This window comes from Pseudomonas ogarae (assembly GCF_014268695.2).
Classification (GTDB): domain Bacteria; phylum Pseudomonadota; class Gammaproteobacteria; order Pseudomonadales; family Pseudomonadaceae; genus Aquipseudomonas; species Aquipseudomonas kilonensis.
In genome coordinates this window covers 1,226,594-1,243,490 of the sequence record NZ_CP077086.1, presented here as the reverse complement: position 1 = coordinate 1,243,490, position 16,897 = coordinate 1,226,594, and the positions used below count along the sequence as shown (strand labels likewise).

At 62.2% G+C, this 16,897-nt stretch carries 12 protein-coding genes and 1 tRNA gene; 4 read left to right on the top strand and 9 right to left on the bottom strand.

The window, feature by feature from the left end; translation table 11 throughout:
• Window positions 1-4 precede the first annotated feature (4 nt).
• The gene (gene pfkB / locus HU749_RS05260; protein WP_018612826.1) at window positions 5-946 is read right to left on the bottom strand and encodes a 1-phosphofructokinase; all 942 of its coding nucleotides are present in this window, start codon (window positions 944-946) and stop codon (window positions 5-7) included.
• Window positions 946-3,810, bottom strand: a complete 2,865-nt coding sequence (ptsP, locus tag HU749_RS05255) for a phosphoenolpyruvate--protein phosphotransferase (RefSeq protein ID WP_186650581.1) — start codon at window positions 3,808-3,810, stop codon at window positions 946-948. Before ptsP ends, pfkB begins: the two co-directional genes overlap by 1 nt.
• A 288-nt stretch (window positions 3,811-4,098) precedes the next feature.
• Here ptsP and cra point away from each other — a divergent pair, with 288 nt between their 5' ends.
• Window positions 4,099-5,094: a catabolite repressor/activator gene (gene cra / locus HU749_RS05250; protein WP_186650579.1), complete on the top strand. Its 996-nt coding sequence runs from the start codon at window positions 4,099-4,101 to the stop codon at window positions 5,092-5,094.
• 20 nt (window positions 5,095-5,114) lie between these two features.
• A complete protein-coding gene (locus tag HU749_RS05245) occupies window positions 5,115-5,891 on the top strand; it encodes a TatD family hydrolase (RefSeq protein ID WP_186650576.1) in 777 nt (258 codons plus the stop codon).
• 150 nt (window positions 5,892-6,041) lie between these two features.
• On the opposite strand, the gene HU749_RS29555 is transcribed toward HU749_RS05245, so the two are convergent.
• From HU749_RS29555 to HU749_RS05225, 4 genes are all read right to left on the bottom strand, one after another.
• Window positions 6,042-6,746 carry a methyl-accepting chemotaxis protein gene (locus HU749_RS29555; RefSeq protein WP_373419640.1) on the bottom strand — a complete coding sequence of 235 codons (705 nt, stop codon included), beginning with the start codon at window positions 6,744-6,746 and terminating at the stop codon, window positions 6,042-6,044.
• A gap of 1,645 nt (window positions 6,747-8,391) precedes the next feature.
• Complete coding sequence (ampE, locus tag HU749_RS05235; RefSeq protein ID WP_186650572.1) at window positions 8,392-9,228, bottom strand: regulatory signaling modulator protein AmpE; 837 nt, start codon at window positions 9,226-9,228, stop codon at window positions 8,392-8,394.
• Window positions 9,225-9,785 carry a 1,6-anhydro-N-acetylmuramyl-L-alanine amidase AmpD gene (ampD, locus tag HU749_RS05230; RefSeq protein WP_186650570.1) on the bottom strand — a complete coding sequence of 187 codons (561 nt, stop codon included), beginning with the start codon at window positions 9,783-9,785 and terminating at the stop codon, window positions 9,225-9,227. Before ampD ends, ampE begins: the two co-directional genes overlap by 4 nt.
• A gap of 64 nt (window positions 9,786-9,849) precedes the next feature.
• Window positions 9,850-12,063: a DUF1631 domain-containing protein gene (locus HU749_RS05225; protein WP_186650568.1), complete on the bottom strand. Its 2,214-nt coding sequence runs from the start codon at window positions 12,061-12,063 to the stop codon at window positions 9,850-9,852.
• A 226-nt stretch (window positions 12,064-12,289) separates the two neighbouring features.
• Between HU749_RS05225 and nadC the strand changes: the two genes are divergently transcribed.
• Window positions 12,290-13,138 (top strand): carboxylating nicotinate-nucleotide diphosphorylase, encoded by an 849-nt coding sequence (nadC, locus tag HU749_RS05220; protein WP_046063151.1) that lies wholly within the window; start codon window positions 12,290-12,292, stop codon window positions 13,136-13,138.
• Window positions 13,139-13,288: 150 nt separating this feature from the next.
• On the opposite strand, the gene HU749_RS05215 is transcribed toward nadC, so the two are convergent.
• Window positions 13,289-13,594 (bottom strand): DUF6388 family protein, encoded by a 306-nt coding sequence (locus HU749_RS05215; RefSeq protein ID WP_003197729.1) that lies wholly within the window; start codon window positions 13,592-13,594, stop codon window positions 13,289-13,291.
• 305 nt (window positions 13,595-13,899) lie between these two features.
• Here HU749_RS05215 and HU749_RS05210 point away from each other — a divergent pair, with 305 nt between their 5' ends.
• The gene (locus HU749_RS05210) at window positions 13,900-14,448 is read left to right on the top strand and encodes a hypothetical protein (RefSeq protein ID WP_024617717.1); all 549 of its coding nucleotides are present in this window, start codon (window positions 13,900-13,902) and stop codon (window positions 14,446-14,448) included.
• 9 nt (window positions 14,449-14,457) lie between these two features.
• Here the strand turns inward: HU749_RS05210 and HU749_RS05205 are convergent.
• Both HU749_RS05205 and pnp read right to left on the bottom strand, forming a co-directional pair.
• Window positions 14,458-14,533, bottom strand: a tRNA-Thr gene (locus HU749_RS05205).
• Between the two features lie 125 nt (window positions 14,534-14,658).
• Complete coding sequence (pnp, locus tag HU749_RS05200) at window positions 14,659-16,764, bottom strand: polyribonucleotide nucleotidyltransferase (RefSeq protein ID WP_186650566.1); 2,106 nt, start codon at window positions 16,762-16,764, stop codon at window positions 14,659-14,661.
• Between the last annotated feature and the right edge of the window lie 133 nt (window positions 16,765-16,897).

Sequence of the window (16,897 nt, the reverse complement as noted above, 5' to 3'; positions counted from 1 at the left end):
CCTCTTATTGTTCTGTCAGGGGGCGCACGCGCACGCCCTGTTCAAGCGACGCCAGCAACGCGGTGTCGTGGATGCCAAAACCGATCTGCGTGACCGCCATGGCAGCGATGGCCGTGGCGGTGCGCAACGTCTGTTCCGGGGTGTCGGCGCTGAGCAGGCCGTGCAGCATGCCCGCCAGCAGCGAATCCCCGGCGCCCACGGTGCTGGCGACGCTGACCTTGGGTGGCGAGGCATGCAGCGCCGTACCGACACTGAACCAGTTCACGCCGTCGGCACCGTGGGAAATCACCACATGCTCGACGCCCTGGGCATGCAGGCGCTGCGCCGCTTGCGCCTGGGCCAATTCGCTCACCACCTCACAACCCAGCGCATCGGCCAGTTCTTCGGTGTTCGGCTTGATCAGCCACGGCCCCGCCGCCAGGGCGACACGCAAGGCTTCGCCACTGGTGTCGAGGGCCACGTTCAGGCCGAGTGTTTTCAAGCGCGTGATCAAGGCCTGCAACCACTGCGGGCTGACACCCCGGGGCAAGCTGCCCGCCACCACAACCACGTCGTGACCGGGGGCGATTTGCTCAAGGCGCGCCAGCAAGGCGTGCTGTGCGGCTTCATCAACCACCGGGCCCGGGCCGTTGAGGTCAGTGATGCGTCCGTCCTGCTCAGCCAGTTTGATATTGCTACGGGTTTCGCCGGGAACACGGATAAATGCATCGACAAAACCACGCTGGGCAAACAGCGTCTCGAACACCTGGGCATTGTCTTCGCCCAGAAAACCACTGACCGTCAGCGTATGGCCGAGATCGGCCAACACCTGGGCCACGTTCACGCCCTTGCCGGCGGCGTGGGCGTGCATGCCGTCGCTGCGGTTGACCTGGCCCGGCTCCAGGCGCGCCAACTCCACCGTGAGGTCGAGCGCCGGGTTGAGGGTCAGGGTAAGAATCTTCGCCATTACAGCGCCTCCACTAATGCGCGCACGTCATCGGCGCTGCCCACGGCCAAGGCCTCTTGGGCCAGGGTTTGTACTTGCGCCAGGCTCAACTCGCGGACCCGCGCCTTGACCTCGGCAATGCTGCGGGCCGAGACACTCAGTTCGTCCACGCCCAGGCCCACCAGCACCGGCACCGCCAGTGGGTCGGCCGCCAGTTCGCCACACACACCGACCCATTTGCCATGGGCATGGGCGGCGCGCACAGTGATGTCGATCAGTTGCAGCACCGCCGGGTGCAAGCCATCGGCCTGGGCCGAAAGGGTCGGATGACCACGGTCGATCGCCAGGGTGTATTGCGTCAGGTCGTTGGTGCCGACGCTGAAGAAGTCGACTTCCTTGGCGAGCACCGGCGCCAGCAATGCGGCGGACGGCACTTCGATCATGATCCCCAGTTGCAGGTCTGCCACGGGGATTTCCCGGCGCAGGCGCTCGGTCATGTCCCGGGCCTGGCGCCACTCATCGACGCTGCCCACCATCGGGAACATGATCCGCAGCGGACGGCTGTCCGCCGAACGCAACAAGGCCCGCAGTTGCGCTTCCATGACCTGCGGACGCTGCAAGGTCAGGCGGATGCCACGCACGCCGAGGAACGGGTTTTCTTCTTTCGCGATCGGCCAGTATGGCAGCGGCTTGTCACCGCCAACATCCAGCGTACGCACCACCAGCGGTCGACCGGCCAGGCCGTCGAGCACCTTGCGGTATTCGGCTTCCTGAGTCGCTTCATCCGGCGCCTGGGTGTGGGCCATGAAAATCAGTTCGGTGCGCAACAGGCCAATGCCTTCGGCGCCCTGCTCCACCGCGCTGGCGACGCCGGCGCTTTCGCCAATGTTGGCGAACACTTCCACGGCATGACCGTCACGGGTCACCGCCGGTTCGTGACGCTGCTCGGCGGCCACCTTGAGGCGCTGCTCGCGGGTGTCGCGCTCTTCAGCAGCCCGTTGCAAGGTGGCAACGTCAGGGTCCACGTGCAGGCGACCGCGCTGGCCATCCAGCAGCAAGGACGTGCCCGGCGCCAGCAACAATACCGCCGCACCGGCGCCCACCAGCGCCGGAATGCCCAGGGCCCGGGCGACAATGGCGCTGTGGGCGGTGGCGCCGCCACGGGCGGTGAGGATCCCCGCCACCCGCGTCGGGTCCAGGCGGGCGACGTCGGACGGGCCGACTTCGTCCATCACCAGGATGTAGGGTTGATCGGGTTCGTTCGGGGTTTCGACGCCGCACAGTTGCGCCAGCACCCGACGGCCGACGTCTCGCAGATCGGCGGCCCGTTCGGCCAGCAAGGCGTCCTGCAAGGCTTCCTGTTCTTTCGCGGCGGCTTCAACCACCCCCATCCACGCCGCTTGCGCACTCTCGCCCAGCTTCAAGCGAGTGTCGACTTCGTCGCTCAGCTCCGGGTCGTCGAGCATTTCCTGGTGGGTGATGAATATCTCGCGGATGGCCTTGGCCTTGGCGCGTTCAATCAGGCCTTGGATATCGCGGCGCACCTGGTTCAAGGCGTTTTGCAGGCGTTCGCGCTCGATGGCCGCCGATTCACCGCGCAACGGGTAGTCGATGGCCTGCAATACCTGGATGTGGGCCGGGCCGATGGCGATGCCCGGTGCGGCGGCGACGGCCTGGATCAGGCTGCCAGATTCGGGCGCCAACACGACAGTCGCCACTTCGGCTATCACGGTTTCCCGCGGCGCACTCGGCGGCGGCAGCGGTTCGACTTCTTCGCCAAGGCCTTCTTCGATGGCCGCCAGCAGCGCCGGCAACGCATCGGCGGCAATGCTCGGCTCGGCGATGAACTCCAGGACCTGGCCGCGACGGGCGCCCAGGCTCAACAGCTTGCTCAGGCTCTTGGCCGACACGGCGCTGTCCTGGCCGTCGACAATGCGCACGCGGATCTCGCCTTCGAAGCTTTTCGCCAACTGGGCAAGGATCTTCGCCGGACGGGCATGCAGACCATGGGCATTGGCCAGGCCGATGCGCGCGCTGGGCCAGTCGGCGGGCAATTCGCCGCCGAGCACCTCCAGCACTTTGCGGCTGCTGGTGGCGCGACCCAGTTCGTGGCCGCGGCCTTCGATCAGCAAGGCGCAAAGCCTTTCCAGCAAGGCCTGGTGAGCTTCGCCGAGGCTGGCGAGGCAGAACAGCCCGCTCAACGGTTGACCCAGGTAACGGATGGGCTTGTCCGGCGTGACGAACGCCAGGCCCGGACGCTTGACGGTCTGTTCACTGTGCAGCCACCACAAGCCATCGCCCAGGGGCAGCGCATCGACTTGTTGCAACACCCCGGCAAAGCCGTTGCTCACGCAATCGGCCTGGCGCAGCAGGCGAGCGCCGCGCCATACCAATTCTTCAAAATCGTCAGCCGACACACCGAGGCCGATCATCTGGGCATCCAGGGCCAGTTCCTGCGGCGCGCCTTGCAGCAGCTTCAGCAAGGCTTCGGCGGAACTGGCACGGCGCAGGGCCTGGCCCAGGTCCGTCTCGCCGAGGGCGCGGGTCAGCAGTTGCAGCAGGCGCAGGTGTTCGTCGGACTTGGCCGCGATGCCAATCGCCAGGTAGACGATCTGACCATCGCCCCAGTCCACGCCCTCGGGGAATTGCAGCAGGCGCACGCCGGTCGAATGAACCAGCTCGCGGGTCTGCGGGGTGCCGTGGGGGATGGCAATACCTTGGCCAAGAAAGGTCGAGCCCTGGGCTTCGCGAGCCTGCAAGCCGGCGAGGTAACCCTCGGCCACCAAGCCATCGGCCACCAGTTTGTCGGCGAGCAGTTGCAGTGCAGCGTCTTTATCCACAGCGGTCTGCGCCATGGATATCTGCTCTAGAGTGAGCTCGAGCATGCTTTCTCCTTTTTGGCGTCCGGTTGGCGCCAGGTATTGTTTTGAATGAATCAGCTTAGCGTTGCAGGATGATTTTTGGCGTGATCACGGCAGAAGGGCCAAAAATCCTGCTAGCCTTGAAAATACGCTTGCTGAAACGTTTAATCTAGAAAGATTGGCACGTTACTCGATAATCTCTCATCCTTGAAGTGCAACTTGTCGTAAGCGCTTGGACGGTGACCGTCGGCTTGAATCGGGTAGGATGGCCCTTATCGTCGGGGCTAACTCGAAAAAACAAGGAAAACCGGGTTGAAACTCAGTGATATTGCCCAACTAGCCGGTGTGTCCGTGACCACCGCCAGTTACGTCATCAACGGCAAGGCCGAACAGCAACGCATCAGCAGCGCTACCGTCGAACGGGTGCGGGCGGTGGTCCTGGAACACGGCTTCACGCCCAATCCCCAGGCCGCCGGGCTGCGCAGTCGCCACACCCGCACCCTGGGCTTCATCCTGCCAGACTTGGAAAACCCCAGTTACGCACGCATCGCCAAGTTGCTGGAGCAAGGGGCACGGGCGCGGGGCTACCAGTTGCTGATCGCCAGTTCCGACGACGCCCCCGACAGCGAACGGCAACTGTTGCAGTTGTTCCGCGCCCGCCGCTGCGATGCGCTGATCGTCGCCAGTTGCCTGCCGGCCGGCGACGACAGTTACCAGCAGTTGCAGGCCAAGGGCATTCCGATCATCGCCATCGACCGGGTGATGGAGCCGGCGCATTTCTGCTCGGTGATCAGCGACGACCGCCAGGCCAGCCTGCAATTGACCCGCAGCCTGTTGGAGACCCACCCTCGACAAATCGCGCTGATCAGCGCCCGTCCCGAGCTGAGCATCAGCCAGGAACGGGCCGCAGGCTTTCGCGAGGCCTTGGCCGGGTTCGAGGGCCAGGTGCTGATCGAGCATGGCGAGTCGTTCAGCCGTGAATGCGGCCGCCAGTTGATGGAGGAAATGCTCGCGCGCCTGGGGCATCTGCCCGACGCGCTGATCACCACGTCCTACGTGCTGCTGCAAGGGGTGTTCGACGCCCTGCACGATTTCCCGCTCAAGTCGCGGCCGTTGCGCCTGGGTACGTTTGGTGACACGCAGTTGCTGGATTTCCTGCCCCTGCCGGTCAATGCCATGTCCCAGCAGCACCAACTGATCGCCGACAAAGCCCTGGAACTGGCCCTGGCGGCCATCGAAAACAATGACTACCAGCCAGGCGTGCAGGCCATCGCGCGGACATTCAAGCAGCGTATTCACCAAGGCTGACGCTTGTTCAGGATTGATCCATGGAGTTGATCGACACCCACACCCACCTGGATTTTCCAGATTTTGACGCGGACCGCCCGGCGCTGCTGGCGGAAAGCCGCGCCTTGGGCGTGCGGCAAATGGTGATACTGGGCGTGTACCGGGACAACTGGCAGCGGGTCTGGGACCTGGTGCAAAGCGACCCGGACCTGCATGCCGCACTGGGCCTGCACCCGGTGTATCTCGATCAGCATCGGCCCGACGACGTGGCGCAGCTACGCGAGTGGTTGAGCCGCCTGGCCGGGCATCGGCAATTGTGTGCCGTGGGGGAAATCGGCCTGGATTACTACATCCCCACCCTGGACCGCGAACGCCAGCAGGCGCTGTTTGAAGCACAACTGCAACTGGCAGTGGAGTTCGAACTGCCGGCGCTGATCCACGTGCGCCGCAGCCATGCCGACGTGATCGCGACCCTAAAGCGCATGGGGCCCAAACGCGCCGGGATCATCCACGCCTTCGCCGGCAGTTTCGAAGAGGCCCGCGAATACATCAAGCTCGGCTTCAAACTCGGTCTGGGCGGTGCCGCGACTTGGCCCCAGGCCTTGCGCATGCACCGGGTGCTGGCGAAATTGCCGCTGGACGCGGTGGTGCTGGAAACCGATTCCCCGGACATGGCCCCGGCGATGTTCCCCGGCCAACGTAACAGCCCGGCGCATTTGCCGGCGATTTGTGAGGCGCTGGCGGGCATCATGGCGATCAGCCCGGAACGCTTGGCCGAGGCCAGTACCACCAATGCCCGCCAACTGTTCAACTGGTAAAAAAACCTGTGGGAGCGAGCTTGGTGGGAGCAAGGCTTGCTCGCGATCCAGGCACCGCAGCACTCAAGAGACCGCAGTGTTTTCATCGCGGGCAAGCCTTGCTCCCACCAAGCTCGCTCCCACACTGAACCTGCGGTGAATCAGCGGCAATCACACCCGAAACGCATTGATCAACTGCTTGAGCTGCACCACCTGGGCGGACAGTGCACGGCTGGCGTCTTCGGTCTGATGGGCACCTTCGGCGGTGCGTTCGCCAGCGCGGTTGATCTCGACGATGTTCTGGTCGATGTCATGGGCCACCGCCGTCTGCTGCTCTACCGCGGCGGCGATCTGCTGGTTCTGGTCGACGATCATGCCGACGGCACCGAGGATATTTTCCAGGGCCTGCTGGACCTTTTCCGATTGGCTGACCGTGCCGCTGGCCATCTCATGGCTAGTGCCCATCGCCTTGACCGCGGCGCCGACACCACCGTGCAGGCGGGTGATCATCGCTTCGATTTCTTCGGTCGATTGCTGGGTTCGCTTGGCCAGGGTCCGCACCTCATCGGCCACCACCGCAAAGCCGCGCCCCTGTTCACCGGCCCGGGCCGCTTCGATGGCGGCGTTGAGGGCCAGCAGATTGGTCTGCTCGGCGATGCTCTTGATCACATCCAGCACGCGACTGATGGCCTGGCTGTCGGTCGCCAGTTGATTGATCACCTGCACCGACTGATCGATCTCGCTGGCCAAGCGGGCGATACTGCCCTGCTGGGACTCCACCAACCCGCGCCCACTGAGGGTTTCGTCGTTCACGCTGTGGGCGCTGCTCACGGCGGCAGCGGCGCTGCGGGCCACTTCCTGGGCCGTGGCCGACATCTGGTTCATCGCCGTGGCCACCAGTTCGATCTGGCTGCGCTGGCCGGCGACGGCCTGGTTGCTCTGGGCCGATACCGTTTCCACCTGCCCGGCCTGGCGTTCGACTTCGGCGACGGTGCGGCCGACCTGTTCGATCAGGTCATGGATCTTCGCCACCGTACCGTTGAACACTTCACCCAGCTCACCCAGTTCGTCTTTGCTGCGGGCAACAAAATTGACCGTCATGTCCCCCGCCGCCACCTTGTCCATCATCTGGCCCAAATGCTGGAGCGTAGTGCGGGTCGAGGCGTAGAAACCGGCGTACAGGTAAAAAATCAACAGGAACACCAGCACCAGCGCCACGGCTTGCAGCACCATGTGGCTGCGGTTCTGCTCCAAACGCTGCTGCAACTGCACACCAAGAAAGCCCTGGGTCGCCTCGTTCAGCCGATAGGTCTGCTCCATCAGGCCGCCGACCTGCTCAAAGAATGCCGGCCAGGGCGCATCGAGGGTGTCGGCCATCACCACCTGCTCCTCGATCAGTTCCGAGGCCTTCTTGAGGGCACTCTTGCTGCCGTTGGCCTGGGCGGCCAGTGCCTGTCCAGCCGCCTGGCTGGAGCCGAGGGCGTCCTGCAGTTTCAAGTCGTACTCGCCCTGGAGCTTTTCGATCTGCGCCAGCAACTCGTCGAAGCGGGTGCTCGACGCCGAGTTGAGAAACCCCAGCCCCAATGAGGACGCGCCCAGCGCCCGGCCTTCACCGAGAATCTGGGTGACCTTGGGGGTCGTGCCGATGATCAGCTCACTGAGCTGGCGGATGTCGCTCTGGTTGTCGCGGCTCAGCCCCGCCTGGCTGGCGATGATCTGGCCGAACATCTGGGCGCTGTTGAGCAACTTGCCGATCAGCGCACTTTTGCTCTGCAGGGAGCTTTCGGCCTGCTGGACCTTGAAAGCACCGATCATCTCGTCGCGCTTGGCCTCGAAGGCACTGACCTGCTCAGGCTCGATGGCCATGGCCGTCATGCCTTGCAGCCGTGCGAGGACCTGTTGTTCCAGGCTGCCGATCTTCGCTTCGACATCACCGGCCTTGCCGGATTGGCCCAGGCTGGCGTTGATCTGCACCAGGTTATTGAGGGTTTCCAGGTCCCGGCGCAGGGTCAGGCTGCTGCCCAGCAGGTCGAGGCTTTGCAGCTCCACTTGGGTGCCCAGAAATTCCCGATAGGACTCGCGCACCAGAAAGAAGTTGGTCACCAGCATGGGCAGCAGGAACAGCACGCTGATCAGGCTGAACTTCATGCCGAAGCTCAGGCGGTTCATCAGCGCGACGGCGGGCCAGAGCAAACTCTTCACAAGGAAGTCTCCCGGTAGTGTTCTTATTGTTATGAGCTCGCGCACGGAGACAGCAGAAAGCCACTATTCGGGCGCTGTCCCTGTATAGCCTAAATCGGCGGGGAGATTTGTAACTTAAGGTTAACGAGAAGGACTGACACGGTTCAGCTGTGGCGAGGGGATTTATCTGTGGGAGCAAGGCGTTGTTGGAGCAAGGCTTGCCCGCGATGCAGGCGCCTCGATTTCTGAAAGACCGCATCGCTTGTATCGCGGGCAAGCCTTGCTCCCACAAAACCTTTCCCACAGAATCCCTCGCCACAAGGAAATGTGTTGGTTGTTCTCAGGCCAACACCGTCCACAACGCAAACCCGGCATACCAGAGCACCGCCGCACGCAGCAACAATTCCCAGAGACGGTCCAGGCTGTTGATGCCGTCCGGCCCGGCGACGGGCCGGGGGATCTCGCCCGCCACCAGGCCGACCTTGTCGATGAGGGCGGCGGCGCTGATGTTCCAGTTCAGCAGCTCATGCAGCATGACCCGGCTGACCGCGACGAAATTGCCCACCAGGGCGAAGCTCGCCGCCAGCAACCGCACCGGCACCCAATCGAAGGCATGGCGCATTTGTGCAGCTCGCTCGGCCACGCCGGGGTTCTGGCTGTGCTCGGCGGCCAGCGCCAGCAGTCGATAACTCAGGGCGGCGACCGGGCCCAACAGGAAGTACCAGAAAATCACCGCGAAAAAGCTCTGGTAGGCCTGCCACAACAAATGCCTCTGGACCCGCTCCAGCAACTGCTCACCGTCATCGGCTTCAATGTCCAGGTCGCGCTTGGCGACATGGGCCGCCGCTTGCAGGTCTTCCCGACGCCACGCGTCGCGAAACGGCCCGAGGCCGGCCAGCAGATCACCACGCCCCAGGCTGTAGATCACCACCAGCAAATGCACCGGCAGCGCCAGCAGACCATAGGCCACCGGCTCCAGCACCCACAAAAGCAACGCCAGCAGCGCCACGGGCAGCACCACCATCAGCGTCAGCACCAGCCAGGGTCGGCTGACCCAACGCGGGCTCGCCTCAAGCTTGTTCAGCTCGTGCAGCCAACCGCCGTCACGCTGGACCCGCTGGCGCAAGGCCGAGAACTTCTCGATCCAGACGGCCAGCAGCAACACCAGAAAACTCATTGTCCTTCCCCTTCGGTCAGGGCCGCACGATAGCGCGCCCAGTCAAATGCCGGTCCCGGATCGGTCTTGCGCCCCGGTGCGATGTCGCTGTGCCCGCAGATACGCTGCACAGTGATCGCCTTGAACGCCGCTTGCAACTGCCGGGTCAGGTCCACCAATGCGACATATTGCGCGTTAGTGAACGGCAGATCATCCGTGCCCTCAAGCTCGATGCCCAGGGAAAAATCGTTACAGGTCTCACGCCCCTCGAAGCACGAGACGCCCGCATGCCACGCGCGATCCAGACAAGAGACAAACTGGGTCACGGCGCCGTCACGCTCGATCAGAAAATGCGCAGAAACGCGCAGGTCGGCGATACCGATAAAGTAGGGATGTTCCGTGACATCCAGACGATTCTGGAAGAATTCCTGCACCTTGCCCGTGGCGAACTGTGCCGGTGGCAGGCTGATGTTGTGGATCACCAGCAGGGAGATTTCGCCTTCCGGGCGCGCATTGAAGTTGGGCGATGGGCAATGACGCACCCCCTCGCACCAACCGCTCGCGGAGTCCAACTGCATACAGGTTCCTTCGATGACGGCGGTGAATGCCGCCAGTATGCCGTGATCGGACCGGGCTGCGCGATCACTTGCCGCGATTGAGCTGGCGCAGATTGCCCAGCACCGACTCCAGCGCGCGGTCGAACAACAGGGTGTCGTCCAACAGCCGCGCCGCTCCCCGACGAAACTCCAGGGCCAGGCTGGTGCGACTGTGCTCCAGCACCTTGAGGCCGGTGCGATTGACGAAGACATACTTGCCGGTGGCCTCGATGATCGCCGCCAGCTTGCAACGCAGGGTGTTGTCATCGTCCTCCTGGAACTCGACCCAGCTCCCCAGGTGCAACTGGTCGACCTGCAACAGGCCCACATCATCTGCCGGCAAATGCACCGCCACGCTCTCCCCCACCGTTTTTTGTGGGGCACGCAGGACGATCTTTTCCAGCACCTCGACCATGACCGGCGAATCGAACGACTGGGCCTGCTCCGTTGCCTGGCCCATGCGCTCGAGCGCCTGGACATGCAGGACTTCCAGCTCACTGAAAAACTCGCCGGTGGCGAACGGGTCGAACGCCGAGCGGCTCAGGCCTTCACGCAGGGCCTTGAGCAGTTCGGGCACCATCGCCAGCAAACGCAGGCCGGCGTCGGGCTCGTCGTGAGGCTGGACGCTCCAGATCAATTGCTCCAGGGTCAAGACGTCGGCCTGCCATTCGGCGGAATACTTGCCATGCTTGAAGCACGTCAGCAACAACACTTGGCTCCAGGCGTGTTGCACGAACTCCACCACGGCTTGCGGCAAGACTTTGCCCAACATCACCTGGTTCAGCGCCCCTTCAACGCGATGGCGCGCCAGTTCGGCCTTGGCCCGGCCCTCTTCGGCGTCGCGAATACGTTGTTCAAGCAATTCGCTGCGGCGGCGCTCGTCACTGGTGAAGGCCAGGAAATCGGCCAACAGCTCGGAGAAAATCGCCGGGTCATCGACGAAGTCGTTCAGCAGGCGCTGCACCACCTGCTCGATGCGCAGGTACAGGCTGTCGCGCTGATGGTCGTCGCAATCGCCCCAGCCCAAGGCCGCGGCCGCGATTTCGTTAAGCAGCCGCCGGGCCGGATGGTTGCCGCGGCTGAAGAAGCTCTTGTCCTGCACCGCGACCTTGAGCATCGGGATTTGCAGGCGGCCGATCAGGGCCTTGAACGAGTCTGGCAGGTTGTGATCGTCGAGGATGAATTCGAACATCATCGAGATCAGGTTGATCACGTCTTCATCGGCGCCTTCGACCACCCGGGACTTGCCACTGCGCACGCTGACCCGAGTCAGGAGTTGTTCGAGCTGGCTACGCAAATCGAACTCGTCGTGAACGGTAGGTGCCGGTACGTATTGCTGCAAATGAGAGAGCAACCGTAGCAGGTCACGGGTAGAAATCGGCTGGGGCGGTACGCTGGGTTCCAGGGTTGGCGCCACGCTGCCACGCACCTGCATCAACAGTTTCTGCAAGGCGGCGAACACTTCCTGCACGCTGTCATCGACCTCGGCATCGCCGGGCTTGTCAGCGATCTCGGCGTTGGGCCTGGGAGTTTCCTCGGGGCGATCCGACGCCCGGCGCGCAGGCGTAACCTTGAGCTCCGGCAGCACGCCTGTGGCGGCCAGCAACTGGTTGGCCTCGGTATAGAGTTGATCGCAATCGCTAAGCACATAGCGCTCGAACAGCTTGAGCAGGATCAGCTTGACCTTGATGCCCACGCCCAGGTTGCGCCCGGCCTGCAGGAACTTCTCGCACAGCAGTGCCGGGCTCAGGGGATTGTGCTGATTGGCCAGCGGTCGGCCCAGCAGCGCACCGAGCCGGGCCGTCAGTTGCTCCAGCGCCACGCCATCGCGCCTGAGCACCCGAGTGACCATCGCCTCGACAGCCAAATGGCGCTCCAGCTCGTCCTGGGAGCGCTGGGCTTGGTTGTCCGGCGCCAGGGTGGGCGCCAAGGTGGTGTGGGTCAGGTCGTACTGGGCAAGGCTGACGAAGGTCTCGAAAAACTGCTCGATGAATTCACGTTCAATGCTTTTGCGCTTCAGGCGCAGGTCACGCATGGCCTCGAAGTACAGGTTCTGCTCGACGTCGTCGCGCGCCCGATCGGCCATTTCAAACAAGGTGTCGTCGGCGTTATCGAACAGCCCTTGCAGGCCCAGGCGCAACTGCTGGGCGGCCTTGTCGCGAACCTGAAGCAGAATCACAGGCAGGCGGGCGAGCGACGAATGATTCGCCTGATCGGTAGACGCCTTGTGCAAAGGCACTACATTCCCGTCGTTGTGCATCCTGGCCTCCTGAAACGGCTTTCTTCGGCTCGCAACGTCAAAGCTATGACGTCAATCGAAAGGCGGATTATCGGGTAAAACAACCCTGTCGTACCAGCACACTCTGTGATCCATCTCGAAATACGGCGCAATAAGTGACCCGGGAAATGAGGAAATGTTGCGAGGACGCGACCAAATGCAGGTTTCGACACCCTATAATCAGGCCACTTTGTTTGTGGAGCCCGTTATGCCGAATCTACGTCTCGCCGATCTGACCGCCGAAATCGAAGCCAACGTGCGCCGTGCGTTGCTTGAAGACATCGGCAGCGGCGACATCACCGCGCAACTGATCCCCGCCGAACGCTTGGCCAAGGCCACCATCATTACCCGCGACGCGGCGATCATCAGTGGCACGGCCTGGGTCGATGCCGTGTTCCGGCAACTGGACCCGCGTGTCGCGGTGCATTGGCAAGTGCGCGACGGCGACCGGGTCAACCCCGATCAAGTGCTGTTCCACCTGGAAGGCCCGGCCCGTTCGCTGCTGACCGGCGAACGCAGCGCGCTGAACTTCCTGCAAATGCTTTCCGGCGTTGCCACGCGGGCCCGTTACCTGGCCGACTTTGTCGCCGGTACCCAGGTCAAGCTGCTGGACACCCGCAAGACCCTGCCCGGGTTGCGCCTGGCCCAGAAGTACGCGGTCACCTGCGGTGGCTGCCATAACCACCGCATCGGCCTGTACGATGCCTTCCTGATCAAGGAAAACCACATCGCCGCCTGCGGCGGAATCGCCCAGGCCATCGCGGCCGCCCACAAGATCGCCCCGGGCAAACCGGTGGAAGTCGAAGTGGAGAGCCTGGCGGAATTGAAAGAAGCGCTGGCGGCCAACGCCGACATCATCATGCTCGACGAACTGAGCCTGGACGACATGCGTGAAGCCGTACGCCTCAATGGCGGCAAGGCGAAGCTGGAAGCCAGCGGCGGGATCAACGAAAGCACGTTACGCCCGATTGCCGAGACTGGGGTGGACTACATCTCGATCGGCGCGATGACCAAGGATGTGAAGGCAGTGGATCTGTCGATGCGCTTGAGCCTCTAACAGGCTGACGCCGGGCAATCAGAAACAAAGATAGTCCGTGGCGAGGGAGCTTGCTCCCGCTGGGGCGCGAAGCGCCCCCTCTTTTGGGGCTGCTGCGCAGCCCAGCGGGAGCAAGCTCCCTCGCCACAGTGTTGCTCTTGGCGTTTTTTTTCAGACCACCAGATTGTTCATCTCGCAGTACTCATCCCATTCCACACCCAGCACCTCGGCCGCTTCCTTGTGCAACGCAAGGCGCTGCGTCTCGAATTCTTCAGGTGTGCTGGTGTACTTGAGCGTCAACTCCCAAGGCTGCAGGCCCTGGGCTTCGGCCTCGTCCTCGAACGCCCATTGGATCTGGTCTTTTTGATCATCGGCAGACAAATCCTTGATCTCTTCCAGCAACTGGGGCGCATCCAACACGTACTTCTTCAGCGCTTCTTCGTGCCTGGCTTCCTGGGTCAATTCTTTAACAGTCATGGCGTTCTCGTTGATCTGGGGAATGGAAGATGGATCTGGATCATCAAGGATCTCTCTGACGCAAAAAAACCGTGTGAAGCCCGGTTTATCTGGCCTTCAGAACCATTCGGGGATCATCTGAAAACTGCTGGGCGATGCACATGCAGGCAATGAATATAGGACGTTTTGCCGCTGATTTACACGGTTCTTTACATCTATCCCACAAAAAAACATGCGCCTGAGAAACCAGGGGAGCTTGGGAACATCTGTCAAAATAACCAGTCATAGCCATGTGCCATGCCGGCACTTCACAAGGAACCCCAGTGATGCGCAGCTTTTCCAAACGTTCGTTGACCCGGCTTGCTACCGCGACCTTGCTGCTCGGCAGCCTGACCTTGACCGGCGTTGCCCAAGCGGCTGTTGAAGTCTCCTCTGATGGGCCGTCTTCCAACGACGCCATTCCTGCCCTTCGTTATGATCGATTTGATAAGTACGTACTCGTCAAGACCAACGTCAGCGTCAGCGCCTTGGAAAACCTGCCAAAAACCGTGAAGAACAACGCCGAGGAACTGGAAAGCCAGAAACGCACCCTCAGCGAGCAGGCCCGCCAGATCGAAGAGCTCAAGCGCAACAGTGGCTCCAGTTCCACCTCCAGCAGCAAGGAAATTGACGAGCTCAAACGCACCATCAAGGAACAGGAGCGCGACCTGAACGATCTGGGCAAGCAAGTGGAGGAACTCAAGCGCAATAGCGGCTCCAGTTCGAGTTCAAGCAACAGCGAGATCTCGTCCCTGAAACGGGAGCTCAGCGATCAGGATCGCGAGATGGATCAGCTCAAACGCACGGTCGAGGAACTGAGCAGGAAAGTGAAATAACGAGGGGGATGGTGCCCGAGACAGGAATCGAACCTGCGACCTTCGCGTTACGAGTGCGCTGCTCTACCGACTGAGCTACACGGGCGGTGGCTAAACCTAGCACCGTCCCCTGTGGCCAGGCAACCCGCGACACAGGGATTTTCACCGCACAGCAAAACGCCCCGAACCAGTCGGGGCGTTTGCTTGTTCAGCGGTTAGGCTACGGGGTGATTAAACGCCCGATGCCTTGGCTGCTGCGACGTCCTTGATGGACAGTTTGATACGACCGCGGTTGTCCACGTCCAGTACCAGCACTTCCACTTCCTGGCCTTCTTTGAGGATGTCGGTCACTTTCTCGACGCGAGCATCGCTCAGCATGGAGATGTGAACCAGACCGTCCTTGCCTGGCAGGATGTTGACGAACGCGCCGAAGTCGACGATGCGCTCAACCTTGCCGACGTAGATCTTGCCGATCTCGGCTTCTGCGGTGATACCCAGGACGCGCTGGCGTGCTGCTTCTGCCGCTTCCTTGGTTTCGCCGAAGATCTTGATCGAACCGTCGTCTTCGATGTCGATCGAAGCCTTGGTTTCTTCGCAGATCGCACGGATGGTCGCGCCGCCTTTACCGATGACATCACGGATTTTGTCGGTGTCGATTTTCATCGCGATCATGGTCGGAGCGTTTTCCGACAGTTCGGTACGGGACTGACCGATGATCTGGTTCATCTGGCCGAGGATGTTCAGGCGCGCTTCCAGGGCCTGGCCCAGGGCGATTTCCATGATCTCTTCGGTGATGCCCTTGATCTTGATGTCCATCTGCAGTGCGGTGACGCCTTTGGCGGTACCGGCCACTTTGAAGTCCATGTCGCCCAGGTGGTCTTCGTCACCCAGGATGTCGGTCAGGACGGCGAATTTCTCGCCCTCTTTAACCAGACCCATGGCGATACCGGCAACCGGCGACTTCATCGGCACACCGGCGTCCATCAGGGCCAGGGAAGCGCCGCAGACCGAAGCCATCGAGCTCGAACCGTTGGACTCGGTGATTTCCGATACCACACGAATGGTGTACGGGAACACGTCAGCGGCAGGCAGCATGGCCTGGACCGAACGACGGGCCAGACGGCCGTGACCGATTTCGCGGCGACCGGCGCCACCCATGCGACCACACTCGCCCACCGAGAACGGAGGGAAGTTGTAGTGCAGCATGAACGGGTCTTTCTTTTCGCCTTCCAGGGTGTCCAGCAGTTGCGCGTCACGGGCGGTGCCCAGTGTTGCAACGACCAGCGCCTGGGTTTCGCCACGGGTGAACAGTGCCGAACCGTGGGTCTTTGGCAGAACGCCGACTTCGATGTTCAGCGGACGTACGGTACGGGTGTCGCGACCGTCGATACGTGGCTTGCCGTTGACGATGTTTTCGCGAACGGTGCGGTATTCGATTTCACCGAAAGCGGCTTTGACGTCGCTGGCCGATGGCTGGCCTTCTTCGCCGGACAGCTTGGCAACGACCTGGTCCTTCAGCTCGCCCAGGCGTGCATAACGGTCGGCCTTGACGGTGATGGTGTAGGCCTGGGAGATCGCTTCGCCGAACTCGGCACGGATCGCGCCCAGCAGCTCGGTGGCTTCGGCTTGCGGAGCCCAGGTCCAGGTTGGCTTGGCAGCTTCGGCGGCCAGTTCCTTGACGGCGTTGATCACCACCTGGAACTCGTCGTGGGCGAACAACACGGCGCCCAGCATCTGGTCTTCGGTCAGCTCTTTGGCTTCGGATTCAACCATCAGCACGGCTTCGGAAGTACCGGCCACGACCATGTCCAGGCTCGAGGCCTTCAGTTGCTCGTAGGTCGGGTTCAGCAGGTAGCCGGTGCTTTCGTGGAACGCAACGCGGGCAGCGCCGATCGGGCCATCGAAAGGAATGCCGGAGATCGCCAGGGCAGCCGAGGTACCGATCATCGCAGCGATGTCCGGATCGGTTTTCTTGCTGGTGGACACGACGGTGCAGACAACCTGCACTTCGTTCATGAAGCCTTCTGGGAACAGCGGACGGATCGGACGGTCGATCAGTCGGGAAGTCAGGGTTTCTTTCTCGGAAGGACGGCCTTCGCGCTTGAAGAAACCGCCAGGGATCTTACCGGCAGCGTAAGTCTTTTCCTGGTAGTGAACAGACAGAGGGAAGAAGCCCTTGCCTGGATCGGCTTGCTTGGCACCGACAACGGTCACCAATACGCTGACGTCGTCGTCAACGGTGACCAGCACTGCGCCGGAGGCCTGACGGGCGATACGGCCAGTCTCGAGGGTAACGGTCGACTGACCGAACTGGAATTTTTTGATTACCGGGTTCACGGTGTCCTACCTTCTTTGTGGCTCTTGGGGAACTTGTCTTCTTGCGAAATTCTTGGGCAATGGCGGGAATCGGCCCGACGCCTGTCCAGGGTAAAACGTGTATCCAGATAAAACTTGAGGCTGGGAGCCTGCC

Coding starts and splice junctions, on each gene's coding strand:
- pfkB (WP_018612826.1), bottom strand. CDS start 946: ATGGCGAAGATTCTTACCCTGACCCTCAACCCGGCGCTCGACCTCACG.
- ptsP (WP_186650581.1), bottom strand. CDS start 3,810: ATGCTCGAGCTCACTCTAGAGCAGATATCCATGGCGCAGACCGCTGTG.
- HU749_RS05245 (WP_186650576.1), top strand. CDS start 5,115: ATGGAGTTGATCGACACCCACACCCACCTGGATTTTCCAGATTTTGAC.
- HU749_RS29555 (WP_373419640.1), bottom strand. CDS start 6,746: ATGTCGGCCACGGCCCAGGAAGTGGCCCGCAGCGCCGCTGCCGCCGTG.
- ampE (WP_186650572.1), bottom strand. CDS start 9,228: ATGAGTTTTCTGGTGTTGCTGCTGGCCGTCTGGATCGAGAAGTTCTCG.
- ampD (WP_186650570.1), bottom strand. CDS start 9,785: ATGCAGTTGGACTCCGCGAGCGGTTGGTGCGAGGGGGTGCGTCATTGC.
- HU749_RS05225 (WP_186650568.1), bottom strand. CDS start 12,063: ATGCACAACGACGGGAATGTAGTGCCTTTGCACAAGGCGTCTACCGAT.
- nadC (WP_046063151.1), top strand. CDS start 12,290: ATGCCGAATCTACGTCTCGCCGATCTGACCGCCGAAATCGAAGCCAAC.
- HU749_RS05215 (WP_003197729.1), bottom strand. CDS start 13,594: ATGACTGTTAAAGAATTGACCCAGGAAGCCAGGCACGAAGAAGCGCTG.
- HU749_RS05210 (WP_024617717.1), top strand. CDS start 13,900: ATGCGCAGCTTTTCCAAACGTTCGTTGACCCGGCTTGCTACCGCGACC.